This window comes from Candidatus Chlorohelix sp. (assembly GCF_037138995.1).
GTDB lineage: Bacteria > Chloroflexota > Chloroflexia > Chloroheliales > Chloroheliaceae > Chlorohelix.
Map to the genome: position 1 here is coordinate 1 of NZ_JBAXHI010000056.1, position 19,500 is coordinate 19,500.

Genomic DNA, 19,500 nt, shown 5'->3' on the forward strand with positions numbered 1-19,500 from the left:
TACAGCAAGTTAGGTTTTAACCTTGTAGGGGCGACGCTGGAGTCGCCCTTCTTTTTTTGCCCCAAACCCATGGGATTCATACCAACCGAACGAGGGCGCATCGAGCCACGCCCCTACCCAATTAAAACCATCCTCACCAACGAACGCCCCGAACCGCCCTTCCCATGATTGCCCCCAATCCCATGAGAATTGCGCCACCGTGTGTGCTTAAAGGCGGGTAGGTTGGTTCATAAATAAATACAATAACGCGCTCATCGCTACCAAGAGCGCGAACACCGCCCAATATTCAAGAGCTTTGCTGTTGCTGCGTTGGCGATAATCAGAGGGCAAGAAGTAGCCGAGAAAAAGCCCCGCCAGCAAGCCTCCCAAATGCGCCAGATTGTCCACTTGCGGGATGGAAAGCAAAATCACGAAGTTTATCACAGCGGTAAAAACTAGGCTGTTCAGTTGAGAACGCCCCATTTGCCCGAAAATAAAGCGGTGATTGAGGTAAAAGCCGATTAGCCCGCCCAAAAGAGCGAAGATTGCGCCGCTCGCGCCCACCGAAACTGAGTTCGGATTGCCCAACCCAAAACTTAAAAGGCTGCCGGATAAGCCGCCGAGAAAATAAATCAGCAGAAAACGGGCGCGTCCCATTTGCTGCTCAAGGTGCATGCCCAAACTCCACAGCGCCAATCCATTGAACACGATATGCAATAAGCTGGCGTGTAGGAACATCGCGGTGAAAAGTCGCCAGATTTCGCCCTGTCGCGTCAAATCTTTCTGAAGCGCCCCAAGATTAATCAGGGTGTCGAGATTAAAGCCGCCCAACGCCCCAATGCTGCCCTTACCCGCTTGTACCGCAAACTCTACCACAAATATAACGCCGATTGCGCCCAATATCGTATAAGTCACAATAGGGCTACTCTGCGCTTTTCCAACGGCGGCGGGTATCCCACCCGCTTGGACTGGCTGAGTATAGGGCTGGCTGTTATTCTGTCCGTAAGGGTTTTGCGGGTTATACAGTGTAACAGGCGGTTTGTAGGGGTTGAAAGCGGGGGCGACTTCCTGCGGTTCAGCCTTTATTTGGTAAGGATTAAACTTCCCTGCCGCGCTTGAAGGCGCATCCCAACTTTGCGGAGGATAGATGCTTTCCTGCCGGTATTCTTCTGGTACGGAAGGCGGGGTATTATCGCTATTCTCAGGTTTATATTCGCTCATGATATTCCTCTTATAATAGGCAAAAATTACTACAATCATTATACGACAATGCGATTCAATTGTTACAGAACCCGAACCGCACCGTCGATTGTGCTAAAATTAGCTGCTTTATTTCAGATGAGAAAATTATAAATACGGGGAGGATATTGTGAAACCTGCTGCTCAGAAAGTTCAACAAATCATAAACGAGTTGGGGCTGAATAGCCAGATAGTGGAGTTCAGCGAGAGTACGCGAACCTCTGCGGAAGCTGCCTATGCAATCGGTACCAGCGTGGCGCAAATCTGCAAAAGCATCTTGTTTGCAGCAGGCGACAAGGAAAACGCTATTCCGGTGATGGTTATTGCCAGCGGCGCAAACCGGATTGATACCCATAAGGTGCAGACGCATATCGGGCAGAAATTGCATAAAGCTACGCCCGAATTTGTGCGAGAGAAAACCGGCTATGCCATCGGCGGCGTTCCGCCCTTTGCCCATGCTCAACCGCTGACCATTTTCATAGATATGGATTTGCTCGCTTTCGAGGTGGTGTACGCGGCGGGCGGCACTCCTAACGCTATCTTTCCGCTCAACCCTGCCGACTTGGTGAAAGTAACGGGCGGCGCGGTAATAGACTGTAGAGTGGATAATTAGTGAAATTCCGACAAATTTTGTAGGAATACACTTGACAGGCGGGTTGGCGGGGAGTAGAATAAATCCGACAACGGTACTAGGATTTACAACTCACTTATATATATAGATTTATAGGCAATATAGCCTAAAACAGAATAGTTAAAAAGCTATCTGACGAAGCGGTAGGTGGCATATGATTTTCTCCACGCGAATAGAGTACGGCGTGATGATGCTAACCGATTTGGCGCGGCATTACGGTAAGGGTCCTCTTTCTCTTTCGGAAATCGGGGCGCATCTTGACCTTTCGGTGGCATATCTGGAGCAAATTGTACCAAATTTGCGTAAAGTTCAACTTATTGAAAGCATAAGAGGGGCTAAAGGCGGTTACATCCTTAGCATGCCGCCTAACAAAATTCGGATGGGCGCGGTAGTGCGGGCATTGGAGGAGCGCGAAGGCGGCTTTCGGGTGATGCGGTGCGCTACTTTGAGCGGTGATGCGGAAGTATGCAACCACGAAGAAATTTGCACTGCCCCCATTTTGTGGGTGCGGGTGCGCGATGCTATTTCTCAGGCGCTCGATTCTACTACGCTGGCAGACCTTGTGCCTGAAACTCGCCGTAGCTTGCCGATAAGTTTGGAGATTAAAGCAATACCCGGCGACCAAGAAAATAAAGTAATACTTGCGGTTACCACTGAAAACTAACCGATTCTGAGGAGTGGGAAATTATATGGCTGACGAGCTTATCATCAAAGACTTGCATGTAAATGTAGAGGACAAAGAGATTATTAAGGGGCTAAACCTCACTATCCGGCAAGGCGAAACCCACGTAATAATGGGACCCAACGGCAGCGGTAAAAGCACTTTGAGCAATACTATTATGGGGCATCCGCGCTATACCGTAACTGCCGGGGATATTATTTGGCAGGGAGAGAGCATTTTGGATTTGCCAGCAGACCGCCGGGCGCGAAGGGGTTTGTTCCTCGCTTTCCAGTATCCGATGGAAGTGCCGGGCGTTTCAGCCAGTAATTTCTTGCGTACTGCTCTGACCAATATTCGCAAAGGCGACCAAGCCCCCACCATTACGCCCGATAATTTAGGCGAAATTGGGGATGGCAGCGGCGGCAATGTAGCTAAAGTGGGGGGCGATGGCGCAAATATTGACCGCTCCAAGCGTCAAATACTTATTCCGCCCAAAGAATTCCGTACTATCTTGAAAAGCAAATTAAACCTTTTGCAGATGGACGAAAAATACACCAAACGCTACCTGAACGATGGTTTTAGCGGCGGTGAGAAGAAGCGCATGGAAGTTTTGCAGATGGCGGTACTGTCGCCAAAAATCGCTTTCTTGGATGAGCCTGATAGCGGTCTGGATATTGACGCTATCCGCATCGTGGGCGAGGGCGTAAGCAAGCTAAAGGGTCCCGATATGGGCATCGTGGTTATCACCCATCAGCAGCGCATCTTGAATTACCTCGATGTGGATTTTGTACATGTGATGATGCAAGGCTATTTGGTTAAGAGCGGCGGTAAGGAATTGGTCAAAGAAATTGAGGAGCGCGGCTATGGTTGGATTCGCGAAGAAGCCGGGCTTGCAGTCGGGGCGGAGGAGGATGTTTAATGACCAGCCCTGTGATAGAGAGCTTTTTAACGCTTGAGGCAGTGGAAAAACTGTCCGCTTCAAAGCAAGAGCCGGAATGGATGCTGGAGAAACGGCGCGAAGCCTTGAAGCTCTACGATGCCTTGCCGTTGCCGGATTGGACGCGGGGTATTCGCGGTTGGTGGACTAGCAACTTGAAAGAGCTAAGGCTGGAGAGTTTGAAGCCCTTCACGCCTGCCGGAGCAAATCTGCCCAACCTTAATTTGGATGGCAATGTGACCATCGAGGATGAGGAGGAGGGCGAAACCCGCGAAATCGTGGAGCAAACCGCCGGGGTTATCGTGCAGTATAACAGCGAAGTGGTACAGGTAGAGCTTTCCGAAGAAGCCGCCGCGCAAGGGGTAATCTTCTGTAGCCTTGATGAGGCGGTGCAGAAACATCCGGCGTTGGTGCATGAATATTTTATGACTTCCAATGTAAAGCCGGACGATAATAAATTCGCGGCTTTGCATGCGGCTTTGTGGAGCGGGGGCGCATTTCTGTACGTGCCTAAAAATGTCATTATAGACGCGCCTTTCCGGGTGGTGTTCTATGCCGACACTGCCAATAGCGCAATTTTCAGCCATGTGCTGGTAGTGGCAGAGCCTTACAGCCAAGTAAAAATTATTGAGGAACAATTAAGCGCGTCCAACCTCAAAGAGCAAGCTTTAGATGCTAATATTGTGGAAGTCTTTGTGGCTACGGGCGCAAAAGTGGAGTTTTATAACCCGCAAGAATGGGGCGAAAACTTCTTTAATTATTCCACCAAACGCGCCTTGCTCAAGAAAGATAGCATCCACCGCTGGATTTTGGCGGTTATGGGTAGCGAAGAAACGCGCCTTGATGTGGAAAGCGTGACGCTAGGCGAGGGGGCGCATGCCGAATCGGTTGGCGCGATTTTCCCCAATCACGAGCAGCATCTTGACCTGAAAGTGGTAATGCGCCATTCCGTACCAAATACCAGCGGAGATGCTCTGTTTAAAGCGGCGTTGCTGGATAAAGGGCAATATGGTTTTCAGGGGAAAATTCGGGTGGATAAGCTCGGAAGAAACACCGATAGCTTTCTCTCAGACCATGTTTTGTTTCTGAGCGAAGATAGCAAGGCGGATGCTCTGCCAAGCCTTGATGTGGATGCTAACGATGTGCGTTGCGCTCATGGGCAAACCATCGGCATGGTGGATGAGCAAGCGATTTTCTATCTGCAATCGCGCGGTTTGTCCCGCGAAGAAGCGGTTGGATTAATCGTACAGGGCTTTTTCGAGCAAGTGACCAATCGCATCCCGCTTGCCAGCGTGCGCCAGCGCATGAAGGAAATTGTCTCTCGAAAGATATATTAATTTGCAAAGGGCTTGCTCTCTGTAGTAGGGGTGCATCGTGATGCGCCCTTCGTTGGTCTAAATTATACTTGCTAAACTTTTAGAGAAGGTCGAATCTTATATGACAGAAATTGAATCTCTGGATCAAGAACGAGAGAAGCGAGCATTTGATATTCCCGAAATCAGGCGCGATTTTCCTATTTTGCAAGAATTAACCAACGGCAAACCTTCGGTTTATTTGGATAGCACCGCCAGCAGTTTGCGTCCCGAGCAGGTGGTGGGGTCTATGCTGGATTATTACCACAAATGTAATGCCAATATCCATCGCGGCGTATATCGTTGGAGTGAGGAAGCGACCTTCAAGTATGAACGCGCACATGGCAAAGTCAAATGGTTTCTCAATGCCCGTTCGCACAAGGAAATTATATTTACCCGCAACACCACCGAATCTATAAATTTGGTGGCGCACACATGGGGTCGCGCCAATATCAAAGAAGGCGATGAGATTGTCAGTACGGTTATGGAGCATCATTCCAATATCGTGCCGTGGCAAATGCTTGCTCAGGAAAAGGGCGCGAAGGTGCGCTATATCAAGGTGAACGAGGAAGGCAAGCTCGACCTTTCCAATATTGACGAAATCATCAACAAAAAAACCAAACTGGTAGCAGTTACCCATATGTCGAACGTATTGGGTACTATCAACCCGGTGGCGGAATTGGCAAAGAAAGCCCATGCGGTTGGCGCTCTTATTCTAGTAGATGCTGCCCAAAGCGTGCCGCATCTTCCGGTGGATGTACAGGCGTTGGATATAGATTTTCTGGCGTTTAGCGGACATAAAATGTGCGGACCTACTGGAATTGGCGTGCTATGGGCGCGTCGCCATTTGCTAGAAGCAATGCCGCCTTTCCTGACCGGGGGCGACATGATTCGGAGCGTTACGCTGGAAGGCAGCACATGGAATGACCTCCCTTGGAAATTTGAAGCCGGAACGCCCGCTATCGCCGAAGGAATCGGTTTGGGCGCAGCGGTTGATTATCTGGCATCTTTCGGGATGGACAAGATTCGCGCCCACGAAATCGAAATTACCCGCTACGCGCTTGGACAATTGCGCGAAGTACCCGATTTGCATATCTACGGTCCGCGCAAAGCCGAAGAACGCGGCGGGGTAGTGGCGTTTAATTTGGGGGAGGTGCATCCCCACGACCTCGCCACAATGCTAGATAGGGATGGCATCGCGGTACGCGCCGGGCATCACTGCGCCCAACCGCTGCATGATTTCCTTGACCTTCCCGCAACCACTCGCGCTAGTTTCTATATCTATAACACTTTGGAAGAGGTTGATAAACTGGTGGAATCGCTCTACCGAATCCGCAAAGTCTTCAAACTTGCATAGCATCTTAACTTGCAATCTAAGTTAATTCCTAGTAATATGGTAGGGATTAAAACATGCAATTTAGAGAGGTAATTCAAAAGTGGCTGAAGCTAGAGATGATTTAGATATGGAGTATGTGCTGGAACTGGCGCATAACTTTGATGTCGAACTAAAAAACCATCGGGTGGAAGACCCCACCATTGAACTTGAAGACAGCAACCCTTTGTGTGGGGACAAGTTTAAACTCCAATTGCGCGTCAATAGCGAAGGGGTGGTGGAAGATGTGGGTTTCACCGGGAGAGGTTGCGCTATCAGTCGCGCTTCTGCTTATGTCCTTTCCGATTTAATCAAAGGGCATAAGGTGGGCGAAGTAAAAGATATTACCAGCGCCCAAATAATTGAGGAATTGGGTATAGAGATAAATAGCGCGGTTCGCCTGAAATGCGCTTCACTGGCGTTGCGGACTACCCGCAAAGGGCTTGTTCTGGCGGGGCATGTTGCCGAAGAAGATGAAGATGAGGATGAAGAATAAACCCCCACAGAAGGGTTTCAGGCAAGGGGTTTAAGAAGATTAACAATTAAATCCGTAAAACGAGGATTGGGGTAAATCCACCAGATTTCACCATCAAACGCGGGCGTATCACGATGCGCCCCTACCCCGAACCACATCCGAACGAGACGGTTTTAATTCGTAGGGGCGTATTTGAATACGCCCTTCGTTGAGAGTCTCAAGAATAATAGTTTCACGCGCTTTGCGGGTGAAGCATAAACATAGATATACAAAGTCAACTCGTATTTGACGGCAGAATTGGCAAAAGGCAGTCTGACCGGAGGAGTATAGAAAAATGACTATAGATATAAACAAGGATGCCGAAAATAAAGTTGAATTCGGTACGCCGCTTTTGAAGGTGTGGAAGGCGAAGAAGGGGCTATCCCGCGAACTAATCGAAGACATTAGCTGGCAGAAGGATGAGCCGCAATGGATGCGCGAGTTTCGCCTTAAAAGCTACGATATATTCGAGTCGAAGCCGATGCCGAATTGGGGACCCGATTTAAGCGACTTGAAATTCGATGACCTTACTTTCTACACTCCCGCCGGCTCGAAAAAGACCCGTACATGGGATGAAGTGCCGGAAGAAATCAAGAATACTTACGAGAAGTTGGGTATCCCCGAAGCAGAGCGCAAATATCTGGCGGGGGTAGTAGCGGTATATGATAGTGAGCCGATTTATGAGGGCTTGAAGGAAGAATATACAAAACTGGGTATTCTTTTCACTTCTATGGATACCGCCATCAAAGATTATCCCGACATCGTAAAGAAGCATTTTATGACTAAGTGCGTGCCGCCTACCGATAATAAGTTTGCGGCGTTGCATGGGGCGGTGTGGAGCGGCGGTTCTTTTATGTGGGTTCCACCCAACACCAAAGTTGATTTGCCCTTGCAAGCATACTTCCGCATGGAAGGCAAAGAAGAAGGCACTTTCGAGCATACCATGTTGATTGTGGAAGAAGGCTCGGAAGCGCAATATATCGAGGGTTGTACCGCTCAGCAATACAGCACCAACTCGTTGCATAGCGCGGTGGTGGAAATCTTTGTGCGCCCCGGCGCACGCGCCCGTTATACCACCGTTCAAAACTGGTCTAGCGATATTTATAATCTTAACACCAAACGCGCCTTAGTTGAAGAAGAAGCCCATATGGAATGGGTGGGCGGTTCGATGGGTAGCAAAATCACTATGCTTTACCCTTGCTCGTATCTAATCGGCAAGGGGGCGCGGGCTGACCATCTGAATATCGCTTTCGCCAACAAGGGGCAACATAAGGACGGCGGCGCGAAAGTTATCCACGCTGCGCCCTATACCACCAGCAATGTTTTGTCCAAGTCCATCGCTAAAGATGGAGGGCATGCCGGATTCAGAGGGCTTTTGCGGATTGCGAAGGGCGCATACGGTTCACGCGCCAAGATTCGCTGTGACGGTCTGCTGATGGATGACCTCAGCCGCAACGATACTTACCCGGATATGCAGGTTCATCAGAATAATGTAACTATCGAGCATGAAGCAACGGTAGGGCGCATTTCTGAGGAGCAGGTATTCTACCTTATGACTCGCGGGTTGAGTGAGTCCGAAGCAATGGCAATGATTGTAAACGGTTTCATTGAGCCGGTTACAAAAGAATTGCCGATGGAATACGCCCTTGAGTTGAACCGTTTGGTGCAACTGGAGATGGAAGGCTCTATCGGGTAAGATTCGGGAAGGGCGTATTCAAATACGCCCCTACAAACGCATTTGCAAATGGCGCATAAACTCGTGATAATAAGGGTGGGCTGGAGCATCAAACCGCCCACCCTTTTCAAGATAAAGAATAGAAAGGGAGCGAAGGCTGATGGCGGTCGCGTCCGATGAAGAGATTATCAAAGCCCTAAAAACCGTAACCGACCCGGAACTGGGCGTAAATATAGTTGATTTGGGGCTGGTTTATCGCTTGGATATAGATGATACAGGCGAGATTGAGCTTTTTATGACGCTTACCACGCCTGCCTGCCCCGCCGGACCGGAAATTCGGAATGAGGTAAAGAATGTATTAAGCGAGCTTCCGGGCGTGAACGGTGTCAAAATCAATTTTGTGTGGTCGCCTCCGTGGGGGTCGCATATGATAAGCGAGCAGGGTAAAGAAGAGTTAGGCTGGATGGATGGAGAATTTTAGGTGGATAACACGTATCTGTTAAAAAAAGATGCGATGGTGGCGTTGCTGGCGGGAACTGGCTTGAAAGATGATGCCGAACTGGCTGCCGCTATTTTGCAGGATACCGGCTATGACTCGCAAAATCCTTCTCCTGAAGTTGAGGTGTGGCAAGCGCGGCGCATTCTGGAATTGATAGCAGCGCGAGTTTTGCCGGGTGAGGACTTGCAAGAATCTATGCGTAAGCTTGGGAAGATTAGCTTCGAGGGCTATGGCAATAGCGCGGCGGGCAAGATACTGCTGGCTGTAATAAAAGCGTGGGGTACTGGGCGATTGGTCAAGAATTCACCGCTGGTATATCAAGGCATTTTCCGCTATGGTGAGCGCAGCGCGAGAGAGTTAGAGCCTAATCGCTGGGAGCTTTTGCATTATGATGAACCCGGTTATATCGAGTTCATGGCTGGTATCACCGAAGCGGTAGTATCAGCTAGTGGGGCGCAAAATATACGGTTGGATATAGAAAAAATTGAAGATGAAAGCAAGCGGGATAATTACCGCTTTGAGTTAAATTGGGAGTAAAACACATGAGCTTGCCGACTGAAGAAGAATTAAAAGAAGCCCTTAAAACGGTCTATGACCCTGAAATCGGGATAAATATCGTGGATTTGGGGCTGATTTATGGGGTGGATATAGATGACGAGGGTTTGGTTGATGTAACTATGACGCTTACCTCTCCCGGTTGTCCGCTCGGTCATGTAATTGGGGCGCAAGTGCGCGAGGCGTTGGACGTTATACCCGGTGTCAACGATGTGAAACTTAATTTGGTGTGGTCGCCCTCTTGGAATCCTACTATGATGACCGAAGATGCCAAAGAAGAATTGGGTATTGACGGGACTTACTAGGGCGCAATCGAGGGCAATAGCCCTCTCCCACAGAAACCAACCCCCGAACCCTGATTGTAACAAGGGGCTTAAGCCCCTTGCCTGAACCCCTTCCCAATACCCCCGAAAAACGCCACCGAACGAGGGCGCATCTTGTCGCAACACGGAGGTTGCTCCTACACAATTAAAACCCTCTCACCAACGAACGCCCCGAATCCGAACCCGTAGGGGCGACTCAAGCGTTGCCTTTCTTTGTATATTTAAGCCGTGAACATTGGGTGGGCGGTATTTTTGATGCTATAATTATACCGCAAAAAGAAAAAGAGGATAGAAAATGACCGGCGCGTTATCTAAACACTTCTTCAGCCCAGAAGAATACTTGGCGTTGGAGGAGACCGCAGAATATAAAAGTGAATATTATAACGGCGTTATATTTGCAATGGCTGGCGGTTCACTTAATCACAACCGAATCACCAGCAATATAAATGCCGAGCTTAATATTGCGCTTAGAGGGCGACCTTGTTCGGTATTCAGCAGCGATATGCGGTTGCTGGTGAAGAAAAACGGGCTTTATACCTATCCTGATACCGCTGTAGTATGCGGCAAAGTCGAGTTGGTAGAAGGACGAAATGATACCATCACAAACCCAATCTTGTTGGTGGAGGTATTATCCCCTTCCACTAAAAACTATGATTTGAAAGGAAAGTTCGCCCTCTATCAGGCGCTTTCTTCGCTGCAAAGTTATGTAGTAATAGATCAGGAGCGAGTCTATGTGGAATATTATCAGCGCACAGGCTCAAATAAATGGGAACTGGAAACATACGAGAATCTGACGGACGCATTAAGTATAAAGATAATCGAGGTAAAGCTGGCATTGGAAGCGATTTATGACAAAGTAGAGTTTGATTGAGTTGTAAGTTCGGGATTTCCAACGTCTGCCCCAACCGTTAAGAAAAGCGTTTTTTGTAGAGGGCGGTTCGTGAACCGCCCTTCGTGTGTTGCCCCCAATCCCCATGAGATATGCGCCACCGAATGAGGGCGCAATCGAGGGCAAGAGCAACCTCCCACAGAATCCGAACCCTGATTGTAACAAAGGGCTTAAGCCCCTTGCCTGAAATCACCTTCTTGCAAAAGTTCTGATTAGACCCCCGTAATGGCTCTGCCTTGCGCTAGAATGGCTTCGACCTTTTCAGGAGAGGTGGTTTCGGTGTAGGCACGCATAATAGGTTCGGTGCCGCTGAAGCGAATCAGCAACCAACTGCCGTCCTCACTGTAATATTTGAAACCATCATCAAAACGGGTGTTGACGAGTTTTGAGCCAGCCAAATCTTTGGGCGTATTGTCGCGGATGCGTTGCATAATCTCGCCCCGTTTTTCCTGCTCAAAGGTAAAATCAATGCGGTTGTAGTAATGCGGTCCGACTTTTTCAAAGAGCCAATCAATCAAGCCGGAAACGGTTTTCCCGGTTTTGACCAACATATCCGCCAAAAATAGCCCACAGATGATACCGTCACGTTCGGGAATATGCCCACGGAAGCCGAAACCGCCCGACTCTTCGCCGCCCATCAAAGCATTTTCCGCCATCATTTTTGGTCCGATATGCTTGAAGCCAACCGGAGTTTCAAAGACGGGGACATTGTAAAGCTTGCCGAGTTGGTCAAGCATTGAGGTGGTGGAAAGCGACCTTACAATCATGCCGCGCTCGCCGCGCACTTCTAGCATGTAGAGCGCGAGTAGGGCGTACACCCGCAACTGGTCAACAAACTCGCCCTTCTCATCCACCAACCCCACGCGGTCGGCATCGCCATCGTTCGAGATACCGATGTCGTACTTGCCCGTTTTCATCAGTTCTATATGTTCGGTCAGGTTGCGGGCAATCGGTTCGGGATTATGCATGCCGGGAAAAATCGGGTTGCGCTCGTTGTGCATATTGGTGACGGTGGCAGTACCGCCGCTCAGGATGCGCGGGAAATAGCCTTGACCTGCGCCGTACATCGAATCCACCAAGATTTTAAGATTGCTCTTGCGGATTCCATCTATATCAACCATTCGTCCCAATTGCTCGATATAGCCTTCGGTAGCATCGAAATATTCCACTAATCCGGCTTTTACTGCGTCCTGAAACTTCATACGCTGTATCGGAGTGTCGAGCAAGCCCTCAATAGCAGTCACAATTTCGGGTGAGGCGCTACCGCCATAATGAGGCTTAACCTTGAAACCGTTATCGGTGGCAGGGTTGTGGCTGGCAGTGATAACTACGCCCCCGCCCGCTTTCTTCTCGATAATGGAATAGCTGAAAACCGGAGTCGGGGCGAAATTGTTACTCAGATAAACTTTTACGCCGTTTGCGGCAAAGACTTCGGCGGTTGCGGCTGCGAAATGCTCCGAGTCAAAGCGGGTGTCGTAGCCTATTACCAGCCCGTCTTTAGCGTAACCCTCTTTTTTGAAATATTCGCAAGTGGCTTGCGCTACTTTACGTACATTGTCGAAGGTATAATCTTCGGCGATAACTGCTCGCCAGCCGTCAGTTCCAAACTTGATTTGTGCCATGTTTTCCTCTGCTTTACATTATGTGACCTAACGAGGGCGCATCTTGTCGCAACACGGAGGTTGCTCCTACAGAACCCGAACGCCCCGAACCCTGCCCCATCTCCATGAGATTTGCGCCAACCCAACGAGGGCGCAATCGAGGGTAATAGCCCCTACGAAACTTGTCGGATAGCCGCCCGTATGTCCGCGATGTTTTGCGCTACGCTTTGGCGTTTGTTGAATACGGCAGACCCGGCAACGATTACGTTTGCGCCCGCTTGTACTACCGTACCGACATTTTGTGCGCCCACGCCCCCATCTATCTCAAGCTCAATCGCCGGATTGACCCGCTCAATCATGTCGCGCATCCGGCGAATTTTATCGGTGGTGGTTTCGATGTAGGATTGCCCACCAAAGCCGGGGTTCACGCTCATGAGCAAAACTAAATCAACATAGGGCAAGATTTCTTCCAGCACGTTAATCGGGGTGGCAGGGTTGATAACAACTCCCGCTTTCGCGCCCGTATTTTTGATTTGCTGGACGGTGCGGTGTATATGAGGGCAAGTCTCGTAATGCACCGTGACAATGCTTGCCCCCGCCTTTACAAAGTCCTCGATGTAGCGTTCGGGCTTTTCAATCATCAAGTGCGTATCGAAGGGAATGTCGGTTACGGTACGCAACTTTTCCAATATTATGGGACCAATGGTGATATTCGGCACGAAATGACCGTCCATAACATCCACATGTAGGTAATCTGCGCCAGCTTTGACCGCTTCGGTGGCGTGTTCGCCCAACCGGGCAAAGTCGGCTGAAAGAATAGAGGGGGAAAGTTTTATTTTATTTGTCATATTTAATATCCTCGTGATTATAACTTTTTACACTGTACCACATTACCGCGCGTGTCGGCACGATAATCATAGCGCACATTTTGAGATTTGATAAGCACCGTAATCTGATAGCCGGGCGTAAGCGCTTGTTGGTACGAGTAATCGGGTTGGGGGCAACCCATCGAGCTATCAGGGAAGGTGCGCGGCATTATCGTAACATATTCAAGGTCGGATGGGGCAATATTCAGCGAAGCTTTCAAGTCTTTAGCTATAGCGTTTTGCGCCAATTCAACTGCGGGGTCGGATGGGGCTGCGGTAGTAGCAACAGGCGCGGCGGTAGTCGCCGGAGCGGTTGTTGCGTCACCGCAAGCGGACAAAACAATCAGGGCGAGGCATAAGAGTGTGAGATGCTTAAATTTCATTGCAAATATCCTATCCAAGCGGACAAGTCCCCCAATTCTGCTCGTTGCAAAAGCTATGATGTAATTGGATTAATCCTTGCTGGCGCATTGCTCCGCCTATCAAACGAGTTAGCTTAACCTTTTGATTCTTGTCGCGGTATTCCTCCGGCAATTCGCCGTTTCCATCGAGCCAAAAGCGAAATACCTGCCGCGCTACGTTCTCCACCAGTTCATTGCTGCCCTTGCTCGGATAGCTATGGTACACGGTAAGGGCATTTCGCTCAAGTGTAACATTTTGAGTGTGGCGAGCATATGCCCAAAGAAAGGGCAAGGTGGCGTTTATGGTAATTTCCGCCGCTCTGTCCGCGCCGATTAGGGCGGGTGCGGTGCGGGCGTTATCGCTGCCGGGGAGCTTTTCAAGGGTGAGGTCGTAGCGTTGCGCCCAGAATTGGCGGCTGGCGCTTTCCTTTTCTGTTTTCAATAGCTCTACCACAAAGAAGGTAGCTAGAACTTTAGCAGCTTGCGCGGGTTCAAGCCCGGTGATTTTCGCTTCGAGCCTTTCAAGAAGGCTTTCTTCCTCCACTAGTTTAAGCGAAACCGCCCAACGCGCCAAACCTGCTATGCGCCGCGCCGGGTGATTTACCGGGCGTACTCGCGCAAAATTCCAATCTTGCTCGTTCATAGGCTGAAATTGATACGCGCTTTCCCGTAGGTAACGCTCCAGTAACGCCCAACGTCGGTCTAGTTCTTCGGCGTATTCGGCGGCAGCCCAATCTTCCGGGTCAATGTCATCTTTAGAAGGGTCAAAAAGCGGTTTCGGGCGCGGTTTGCGTTGGGAAGGCAATAGCCCGGCTGCGCCTAAAATCGCCGCTTCTAGGGTGATAATGCGCTCTTCGGTTTCGTCTTTGGCAGAATCATTCAGCAAATCTAGCAAGCTACTCAAGGGCAAAATTAGCGACAGGCGTTTGAATTGGGCTTTATTCTGAGAATAGCCCAACGCTTCGAGCAAACCGCTCCAGAAGGGTTGAACAAGGCTATCCTCCTGAGCGCAAGCTGCCTCATATTTCTGCCCTTTTTCCTTAAATCTGTTCTCGCCAAGTTCATCAATTCGCGTCAGCACATCCGCTAAATTGGGGTGATGCTGCGCCACCAGTTCACAACAGGGACCCTCGCTTTCGGAAAGAGAGCCGAGCCGAGTTCCGCTCGCTTGCGCTAATCTTATCGCTGCCAGCAGTTCATTTTCATTGCCGAAGCTTTCCAGCAAAGCAAGGGCGGCGGGGTTATTGCCGTTCAGGGTAGTTACTGCGCCGCCGAGAAGCGCCACATGCAGGATTACCTCGTTATAGCGGGAATCGGAAGCATGCCCATGCGCTTTCCAGTCTTGCGTGGATAGGTGCAATTCTACATCGCCCCGCAATAGCTCGCCCCCAAGGTCAATTATTGCGCCTCGAAAATCGGGTCCGAATCCGCCGCTCCATCTGCCGCGATATACGATTTTTACAGAACGCCCATCGCTTGCCGTTAATTTACGCCCCTTTTCCCAGCCTTGCGCGTTCCACAACTCTGCCAATTCGCGCTCGTTGAAAAGATGCGCCAGCCTTGCCATGTCGGCGATATTATCAGATTGCGCCTGTGCTGTATCCGGCTTGGCGAAAACGATAGAATCATTATGGGAGGTTGCGGAATCGTTGGGGAAAGACATATCCCCAAAGTTCGAGGAGTTCGGCAGGGAAGGTTTTACAACTTCGGGTGCAGCAGCGGGGCGCGGCAAAGCTGGAGACGTGGGAGATTTTCCTGCGGGTTTTTTCTCCGGGCGGCTCTTTTTCTTGGGTAGCGGATAAAGAAAGCGTCCTTCCTCATCGTATGGCATTGGCTATTGCTCTTTTAGGGCTGTAAACGCGCTTTCAATTGACCAATTACCTCGTTCGGTATCAAACGTTCGCCAAGATACACCTGACCGCCATCGTCTCGCCCGTGAAAATCGCTACCGCCGGTAGGCACAATGTTATATTTGTGGGCAAGTTCTAGAAAACGTTCCACCGTTTCATTGTCATAATGCCCGTAGTAGGTTTCGATACCCGCTAACCCTGCTTGCACGGTTTCTTCCAGAATCCGGTCAAGGTCATTAACATATGTTGGATGCGCCAAAACTGCCAAGCCGCCTACTTTGCGAATCATTTGCACCGCTTGAACCGGAGTAATTTTCTCTCTATCTACAAAAGCGGGTCCGCCGTTATGAAGATACTTTTCAAAAGCTTCGGCGATGGTTTGCACATAGCCTTTTTCTTTCATGGCTTCGGCGAAGTGAGGTCGCCCAATTGATGCGCCGTTTGCAATTTCCTGAACGCGCTTCCATTCAATCGGCATGCCTAGTTCCGCCAATTTTCGGACAATTAGTTCGCCTCGATTAAAGCGGGTGTCTCGAAAATGCTTGAGCTTTGTTTGAAACTCTTGGTTATCATAATTTAAGAAGTAGCCCAATATATGCACTTCGCCGTTGTCTTCCGCGCTAAGCTCAATACTTGGGATTACTTCCAAGCCAAGTTTATTTCCAAACAAGATTGCGTCATCAAGCCCGGCGGTAGTATCGTGGTCAGTGAGGGCGATGGTTTTCAAGCCGACACTGGCAGCCAAGCGGACTAATTCTTCAACGTTAAGGGTTCCATCTGAAGCGGCGCTGTGCATATGAAGATCTATAGTGCCGGGCATATTAAAGTTTAACCTCCTTGGAAATAGTCGCAAACAAAAAAGGCTCCATAACACATGAAGCCTTTTATCTATTTTACCACAACAATTTTACAGATTACAGCTTTGAAAAGGTTATTACACGAAACGTTTTTGGGGCAGTAAACGCTGATTCAGGGAACATCCCTTGCGACCTCTTACCCCCTGTACGAATTTGTAACAGCTTTGAAGAACTATTGAATTATTGGGGAAACGTTGGAGCCGCTAAAACCGGGTCTGCGCTCTACCAATAATTTAATTGCGGTTCGTTCTTCATCGTCTATTAGAACATCAATAAAAGCAGGGATACATACAATGTCAATACCGCTGCTTATCAAATATCCACGCGCTATGGCTACAGCTTTAATCGCTTGATTGGTAGCCCCCGCGCCAATGGCTTGGACTTCAACCCGTCCTGTTTGCCTGATGACTCCACTAATAGCTCCTGCAACGCTACTAGGACGAGATTTGCCAGATACCTTCAAAACTTCGACTTCGCTCACATTTGCCTCGTGTTGTTCGTTAATATTTCGTATTGGTGTACCATAGACACCTTGACGTTCTAATTGTTCCGCAATCGGTTCTGTTGTTCGATTGAAGGTAAACTTGGATTCCATAATTGTTCTCCTTATTGTGTTATTTTAGCGCGTTTGAATAGGCGTAAGAAAACCTTCTCTGGATAATAAAAATGGTTTACCTGTTTTATTTCAATCAACCGATGCCTTAAAAATACATAATATCCTGCATTCTTAACATCAAGTTTGCATTTTAATGTACTGTCCCAGAAACCAACTGAATTTGTTAGAAGCAATATCAATTATGCAAAAGGCTCTAATACAGCTAGTTTGGGTTATTCAATAAACAAAATACCCCAAAGAACTGTTATTCGATTGATTAACCTAAAACTAGATTGTCCCCTAACCGGGTCAACCTATTTAAAGTATAGCCTTCGCGCTTTCTATAAGAAACGGCAGAATAAAACAAGAACTTTATGCTGCTGTTCGTTCCATCCTATAGAAAGTTTGTATTTGAGTTTTGCCGCCACTGTCCTACTTGATAATCGGGTAAAATTTCTAGAGAAAGAAGCTCTCCTATATCTATCCATTATCAATAGTTCAACTATTCCAGTATTTATTAAAACTATTATATCAGAAATTAGGAAAAAGAGTCGTCTTTTCCAAGCTACATTTAGAAGAATTATTTAAATTGTAGGTATATTAAAGAATCGTTTCCAAACATATTAATAGCAGGAAGCATTAGATTTGATTATTTGGCATAATCTACCGCACGGGTTTCTCGAATGATAGTTACTTTTATTTGCCCCGGATATTGTATAGTCTCTTCAATTCGGCGGCTAAGTTCATGCGCCATCCGCATTGCTGCCACATCATCTATTATTTCAGGGCGCACTAGGATACGAAGCTCACGCCCGGCTTGGATTGCAAAGCAACGCTCTACCCCCTCTATGGAGTGTGCCAGTTCTTCCAAAGCGGTTAGACGCTTGACGTAGGTTTCGACTTGTTCGCGTCTTGCGCCGGGTCTGCCGCCGCTAAGAGCGTCTGCTGCCATTACAATCCATGCTTCGACTGATTGGGGGTCTTCTTCGCTGTGGTGGGCGGCTACGGCATGGATTACTTCTGGCGCGTTCATGAAGCGTTTTATGCGGTCTGCGCCGATGAGGGCGTGGGGACCTTCCATAGAATCTTGGTCAATTACTTTACCAATATCGTGGAGCAAAGCGGCGGTTTTAGCCACCTGCACTTTTGCGCCCAATTCGGAAGCGATGACTCCGGCAAGTTTACTGGCTTCAATGACATGCTCTAGTTGATTTTGCCCATAACTGGTGCGATAGCGCAACTTTCCAAGCAAATGAAGCAATTCAGGGTGAATACCTTGCACCCCTACTTCATAGGCGGCTTTTTCGCCGTCTTCGCGGAGTTGTTGTTCCACTTCCTGCTTGGATTTGTTGACCGCTTCTTCAATACGCGCTTGATGGATGCGCCCATCTGTTACTAACTTGGTCAAAGCGCGGCGGGCTACTTCGCGGCGGATTGGGTCAAAGCAACTAAGGGTGACTGCTTCGGGGGTGTCATCCACTATCAAATCTACGCCGGTAGCTTGCTCGAATGCGCGAATATTGCGCCCTTCCCGCCCGATGATGCGCCCTTTCATTTCATCACTTGGCAAGGGTACGGTGGTAACTACTGCATCGCTTATATAATCGCTGGCAATTCGGCTAACTGCTACCGATAATACTTTACGGGCTTTTTCTTCGGCTCTTTCGCGAGCTTCTTCTTCAATTTTTCTGACTCTGACGCTGGCGTATTGACGCGCATCATCTTCTATTTTTGCAATTACCAGTTCTTTAGCTTGCTCGGTTGTGAGTCCTGCTACTCGTTCCAGTTCATAGGCTTGGCGTTGTTTTAACTCGTTCGCTTGTAGTCGCACCTTCTCAATATCACGCTCACGGTCATTCAGATTACGCTCACGTCTTTCTTGGTTTTCCAGCTTATGCTCAAGGTTTTCTTCTTTTTGCTGGAGGCGGCTTTCGCGTTGTTGGAGTTCCACGCGCCTTTCTTTCAACTCGTTTTCGGCTTCTTGTTTAAAGCCTAAAGCTTCATCTTTTGCCTGTATAACAATTTCGCGCTGTTTGGATTTGGCTTCTTCTATAAGACGGTTAATATTTTCTTTTTCAAGAGCTAACTGGATGTTTGTTTTACCTTGTTTGTAAAATACAAATCCCAGACCGCAGGCGAGACCTGCCAGAGTGCCGAATAAAATGGTAAGAAGCGTCTCCCACATTGCTAAGCTCCAAATCTATGTATGTTTCAGAATTTATATTAATCATAACTACAAACCAAAATTAGAGTTTTACCCTAAGTTCCGCCACATTTATTTCGGACAATTATTACTGTCACAATAGGTGAAATGTCGGTGACCGGAGATGGTATCTTTGCCGGGATAGCCCGATAATTATTATCTATCCTATATCAGACAAGTATTTACTGTCAAGTTTAACACCTCTCTAATCAGGGCGGTTGCATCGCCAGTATTTATATTTTCAACGCTCCAGCCAAACCATCAAGAAAATCGTTTTTGTAGGGGCGACGCTGGAGTCGCCGTTGCCCAAACCCCTTTGAGAACCGTTTTATAGAGGACAATTCCTTTCTTGCAACTGCCCTGCATCTCTAATAATAAAACCCCCTCCCTCATGAGGAAGGGGGAGTTTGCATTCATAATGCTTTGTTCTGCAATTGGCTTACTTTTTCAAGTTTACATTGATAGAGAGAACGAAAGCTACCAGATTGTTGAGGTCAGTGT

At 48.6% G+C, this 19,500-nt stretch carries 20 protein-coding genes; 11 read left to right on the forward strand and 9 right to left on the reverse strand.

Annotated elements, in window-relative coordinates:
• Window positions 1-207 precede the first annotated feature (207 nt).
• Window positions 208-1,200 (reverse strand): rhomboid family intramembrane serine protease, encoded by a 993-nt coding sequence (locus WCK19_RS16795; protein WP_342398558.1) that lies wholly within the window; start codon window positions 1,198-1,200, stop codon window positions 208-210.
• A gap of 148 nt (window positions 1,201-1,348) precedes the next feature.
• Here WCK19_RS16795 and WCK19_RS16800 point away from each other — a divergent pair, with 148 nt between their 5' ends.
• From WCK19_RS16800 to WCK19_RS16850, 11 genes are all read left to right on the forward strand, one after another.
• Entirely contained in the window at window positions 1,349-1,831 is a 483-nt protein-coding gene (locus WCK19_RS16800) for a YbaK/EbsC family protein (protein WP_342398559.1), read from the forward strand.
• A gap of 172 nt (window positions 1,832-2,003) precedes the next feature.
• Entirely contained in the window at window positions 2,004-2,513 is a 510-nt protein-coding gene (locus tag WCK19_RS16805) for an Rrf2 family transcriptional regulator (protein WP_342398560.1), read from the forward strand.
• 25 nt (window positions 2,514-2,538) lie between these two features.
• The gene (locus WCK19_RS16810; protein WP_342398561.1) at window positions 2,539-3,429 is read left to right on the forward strand and encodes an ATP-binding cassette domain-containing protein; all 891 of its coding nucleotides are present in this window, start codon (window positions 2,539-2,541) and stop codon (window positions 3,427-3,429) included.
• Window positions 3,429-4,784, forward strand: a complete 1,356-nt coding sequence (sufD, locus tag WCK19_RS16815) for a Fe-S cluster assembly protein SufD (protein ID WP_342398562.1) — start codon at window positions 3,429-3,431, stop codon at window positions 4,782-4,784. The genes WCK19_RS16810 and sufD overlap by 1 nt, the downstream gene beginning before the upstream one ends.
• A gap of 100 nt (window positions 4,785-4,884) precedes the next feature.
• Entirely contained in the window at window positions 4,885-6,156 is a 1,272-nt protein-coding gene (locus WCK19_RS16820) for a cysteine desulfurase (RefSeq protein ID WP_342398563.1), read from the forward strand.
• Between the two features lie 79 nt (window positions 6,157-6,235).
• Window positions 6,236-6,667, forward strand: a complete 432-nt coding sequence (locus WCK19_RS16825; protein WP_342398564.1) for an iron-sulfur cluster assembly scaffold protein — start codon at window positions 6,236-6,238, stop codon at window positions 6,665-6,667.
• A 313-nt stretch (window positions 6,668-6,980) separates the two neighbouring features.
• Entirely contained in the window at window positions 6,981-8,381 is a 1,401-nt protein-coding gene (sufB, locus tag WCK19_RS16830; protein ID WP_342398565.1) for a Fe-S cluster assembly protein SufB, read from the forward strand.
• A gap of 139 nt (window positions 8,382-8,520) precedes the next feature.
• Entirely contained in the window at window positions 8,521-8,841 is a 321-nt protein-coding gene (locus tag WCK19_RS16835) for a metal-sulfur cluster assembly factor (RefSeq protein ID WP_342398566.1), read from the forward strand.
• Entirely contained in the window at window positions 8,842-9,396 is a 555-nt protein-coding gene (locus tag WCK19_RS16840; RefSeq protein ID WP_342398567.1) for a DUF2378 family protein, read from the forward strand. It abuts the gene before it with no gap.
• A 5-nt stretch (window positions 9,397-9,401) separates the two neighbouring features.
• Window positions 9,402-9,719: a metal-sulfur cluster assembly factor gene (locus WCK19_RS16845; RefSeq protein ID WP_342398568.1), complete on the forward strand. Its 318-nt coding sequence runs from the start codon at window positions 9,402-9,404 to the stop codon at window positions 9,717-9,719.
• A 313-nt stretch (window positions 9,720-10,032) separates the two neighbouring features.
• Window positions 10,033-10,608, forward strand: coding sequence for a Uma2 family endonuclease (locus WCK19_RS16850; RefSeq protein WP_342398569.1), 576 nt, complete (start codon window positions 10,033-10,035; stop codon window positions 10,606-10,608).
• A gap of 230 nt (window positions 10,609-10,838) precedes the next feature.
• On the opposite strand, the gene WCK19_RS16855 is transcribed toward WCK19_RS16850, so the two are convergent.
• From WCK19_RS16855 to rny, 8 genes are all read right to left on the reverse strand, one after another.
• Window positions 10,839-12,248 carry a phosphoglucomutase/phosphomannomutase family protein gene (locus tag WCK19_RS16855; protein ID WP_342398570.1) on the reverse strand — a complete coding sequence of 470 codons (1,410 nt, stop codon included), beginning with the start codon at window positions 12,246-12,248 and terminating at the stop codon, window positions 10,839-10,841.
• A gap of 13 nt (window positions 12,249-12,261) precedes the next feature.
• A complete protein-coding gene (locus WCK19_RS16860; RefSeq protein WP_342398571.1) occupies window positions 12,262-12,384 on the reverse strand; it encodes a hypothetical protein in 123 nt (40 codons plus the stop codon).
• 16 nt (window positions 12,385-12,400) lie between these two features.
• A complete protein-coding gene (rpe, locus tag WCK19_RS16865; RefSeq protein WP_342398572.1) occupies window positions 12,401-13,075 on the reverse strand; it encodes a ribulose-phosphate 3-epimerase in 675 nt (224 codons plus the stop codon).
• A 17-nt stretch (window positions 13,076-13,092) separates the two neighbouring features.
• Complete coding sequence (locus WCK19_RS16870; RefSeq protein WP_342398573.1) at window positions 13,093-13,476, reverse strand: hypothetical protein; 384 nt, start codon at window positions 13,474-13,476, stop codon at window positions 13,093-13,095.
• A 10-nt stretch (window positions 13,477-13,486) separates the two neighbouring features.
• Window positions 13,487-15,325 carry a DUF2851 family protein gene (locus tag WCK19_RS16875; protein ID WP_342398574.1) on the reverse strand — a complete coding sequence of 613 codons (1,839 nt, stop codon included), beginning with the start codon at window positions 15,323-15,325 and terminating at the stop codon, window positions 13,487-13,489.
• Between the two features lie 14 nt (window positions 15,326-15,339).
• Window positions 15,340-16,164 carry a PHP domain-containing protein gene (locus WCK19_RS16880; RefSeq protein ID WP_342398575.1) on the reverse strand — a complete coding sequence of 275 codons (825 nt, stop codon included), beginning with the start codon at window positions 16,162-16,164 and terminating at the stop codon, window positions 15,340-15,342.
• 209 nt (window positions 16,165-16,373) lie between these two features.
• Window positions 16,374-16,682, reverse strand: a complete 309-nt coding sequence (locus WCK19_RS16885) for a stage V sporulation protein S (protein ID WP_342398577.1) — start codon at window positions 16,680-16,682, stop codon at window positions 16,374-16,376.
• Between the two features lie 763 nt (window positions 16,683-17,445).
• Window positions 17,446-18,981 carry a ribonuclease Y gene (gene rny / locus WCK19_RS16890; protein ID WP_342398576.1) on the reverse strand — a complete coding sequence of 512 codons (1,536 nt, stop codon included), beginning with the start codon at window positions 18,979-18,981 and terminating at the stop codon, window positions 17,446-17,448.
• Window positions 18,982-19,500 lie beyond the last annotated feature (519 nt).

What these genes read in the sequence shown, in the direction of transcription:
- WCK19_RS16795 (WP_342398558.1), bottom strand. Translation starts at nt 1,200, where the DNA reads ATGAGCGAATATAAACCTGAGAATAGCGATAATACCCCGCCTTCCGTA.
- WCK19_RS16805 (WP_342398560.1), top strand. Translation starts at nt 2,004, where the DNA reads ATGATTTTCTCCACGCGAATAGAGTACGGCGTGATGATGCTAACCGAT.
- WCK19_RS16810 (WP_342398561.1), top strand. Translation starts at nt 2,539, where the DNA reads ATGGCTGACGAGCTTATCATCAAAGACTTGCATGTAAATGTAGAGGAC.
- sufD (WP_342398562.1), top strand. Translation starts at nt 3,429, where the DNA reads ATGACCAGCCCTGTGATAGAGAGCTTTTTAACGCTTGAGGCAGTGGAA.
- WCK19_RS16820 (WP_342398563.1), top strand. Translation starts at nt 4,885, where the DNA reads ATGACAGAAATTGAATCTCTGGATCAAGAACGAGAGAAGCGAGCATTT.
- sufB (WP_342398565.1), top strand. Translation starts at nt 6,981, where the DNA reads ATGACTATAGATATAAACAAGGATGCCGAAAATAAAGTTGAATTCGGT.
- WCK19_RS16835 (WP_342398566.1), top strand. Translation starts at nt 8,521, where the DNA reads ATGGCGGTCGCGTCCGATGAAGAGATTATCAAAGCCCTAAAAACCGTA.
- WCK19_RS16845 (WP_342398568.1), top strand. Translation starts at nt 9,402, where the DNA reads ATGAGCTTGCCGACTGAAGAAGAATTAAAAGAAGCCCTTAAAACGGTC.
- WCK19_RS16850 (WP_342398569.1), top strand. Translation starts at nt 10,033, where the DNA reads ATGACCGGCGCGTTATCTAAACACTTCTTCAGCCCAGAAGAATACTTG.
- WCK19_RS16855 (WP_342398570.1), bottom strand. Translation starts at nt 12,248, where the DNA reads ATGGCACAAATCAAGTTTGGAACTGACGGCTGGCGAGCAGTTATCGCC.
- rpe (WP_342398572.1), bottom strand. Translation starts at nt 13,075, where the DNA reads ATGACAAATAAAATAAAACTTTCCCCCTCTATTCTTTCAGCCGACTTT.
- WCK19_RS16870 (WP_342398573.1), bottom strand. Translation starts at nt 13,476, where the DNA reads ATGAAATTTAAGCATCTCACACTCTTATGCCTCGCCCTGATTGTTTTG.
- WCK19_RS16875 (WP_342398574.1), bottom strand. Translation starts at nt 15,325, where the DNA reads ATGCCATACGATGAGGAAGGACGCTTTCTTTATCCGCTACCCAAGAAA.
- WCK19_RS16880 (WP_342398575.1), bottom strand. Translation starts at nt 16,164, where the DNA reads ATGCCCGGCACTATAGATCTTCATATGCACAGCGCCGCTTCAGATGGA.
- rny (WP_342398576.1), bottom strand. Translation starts at nt 18,981, where the DNA reads ATGTGGGAGACGCTTCTTACCATTTTATTCGGCACTCTGGCAGGTCTC.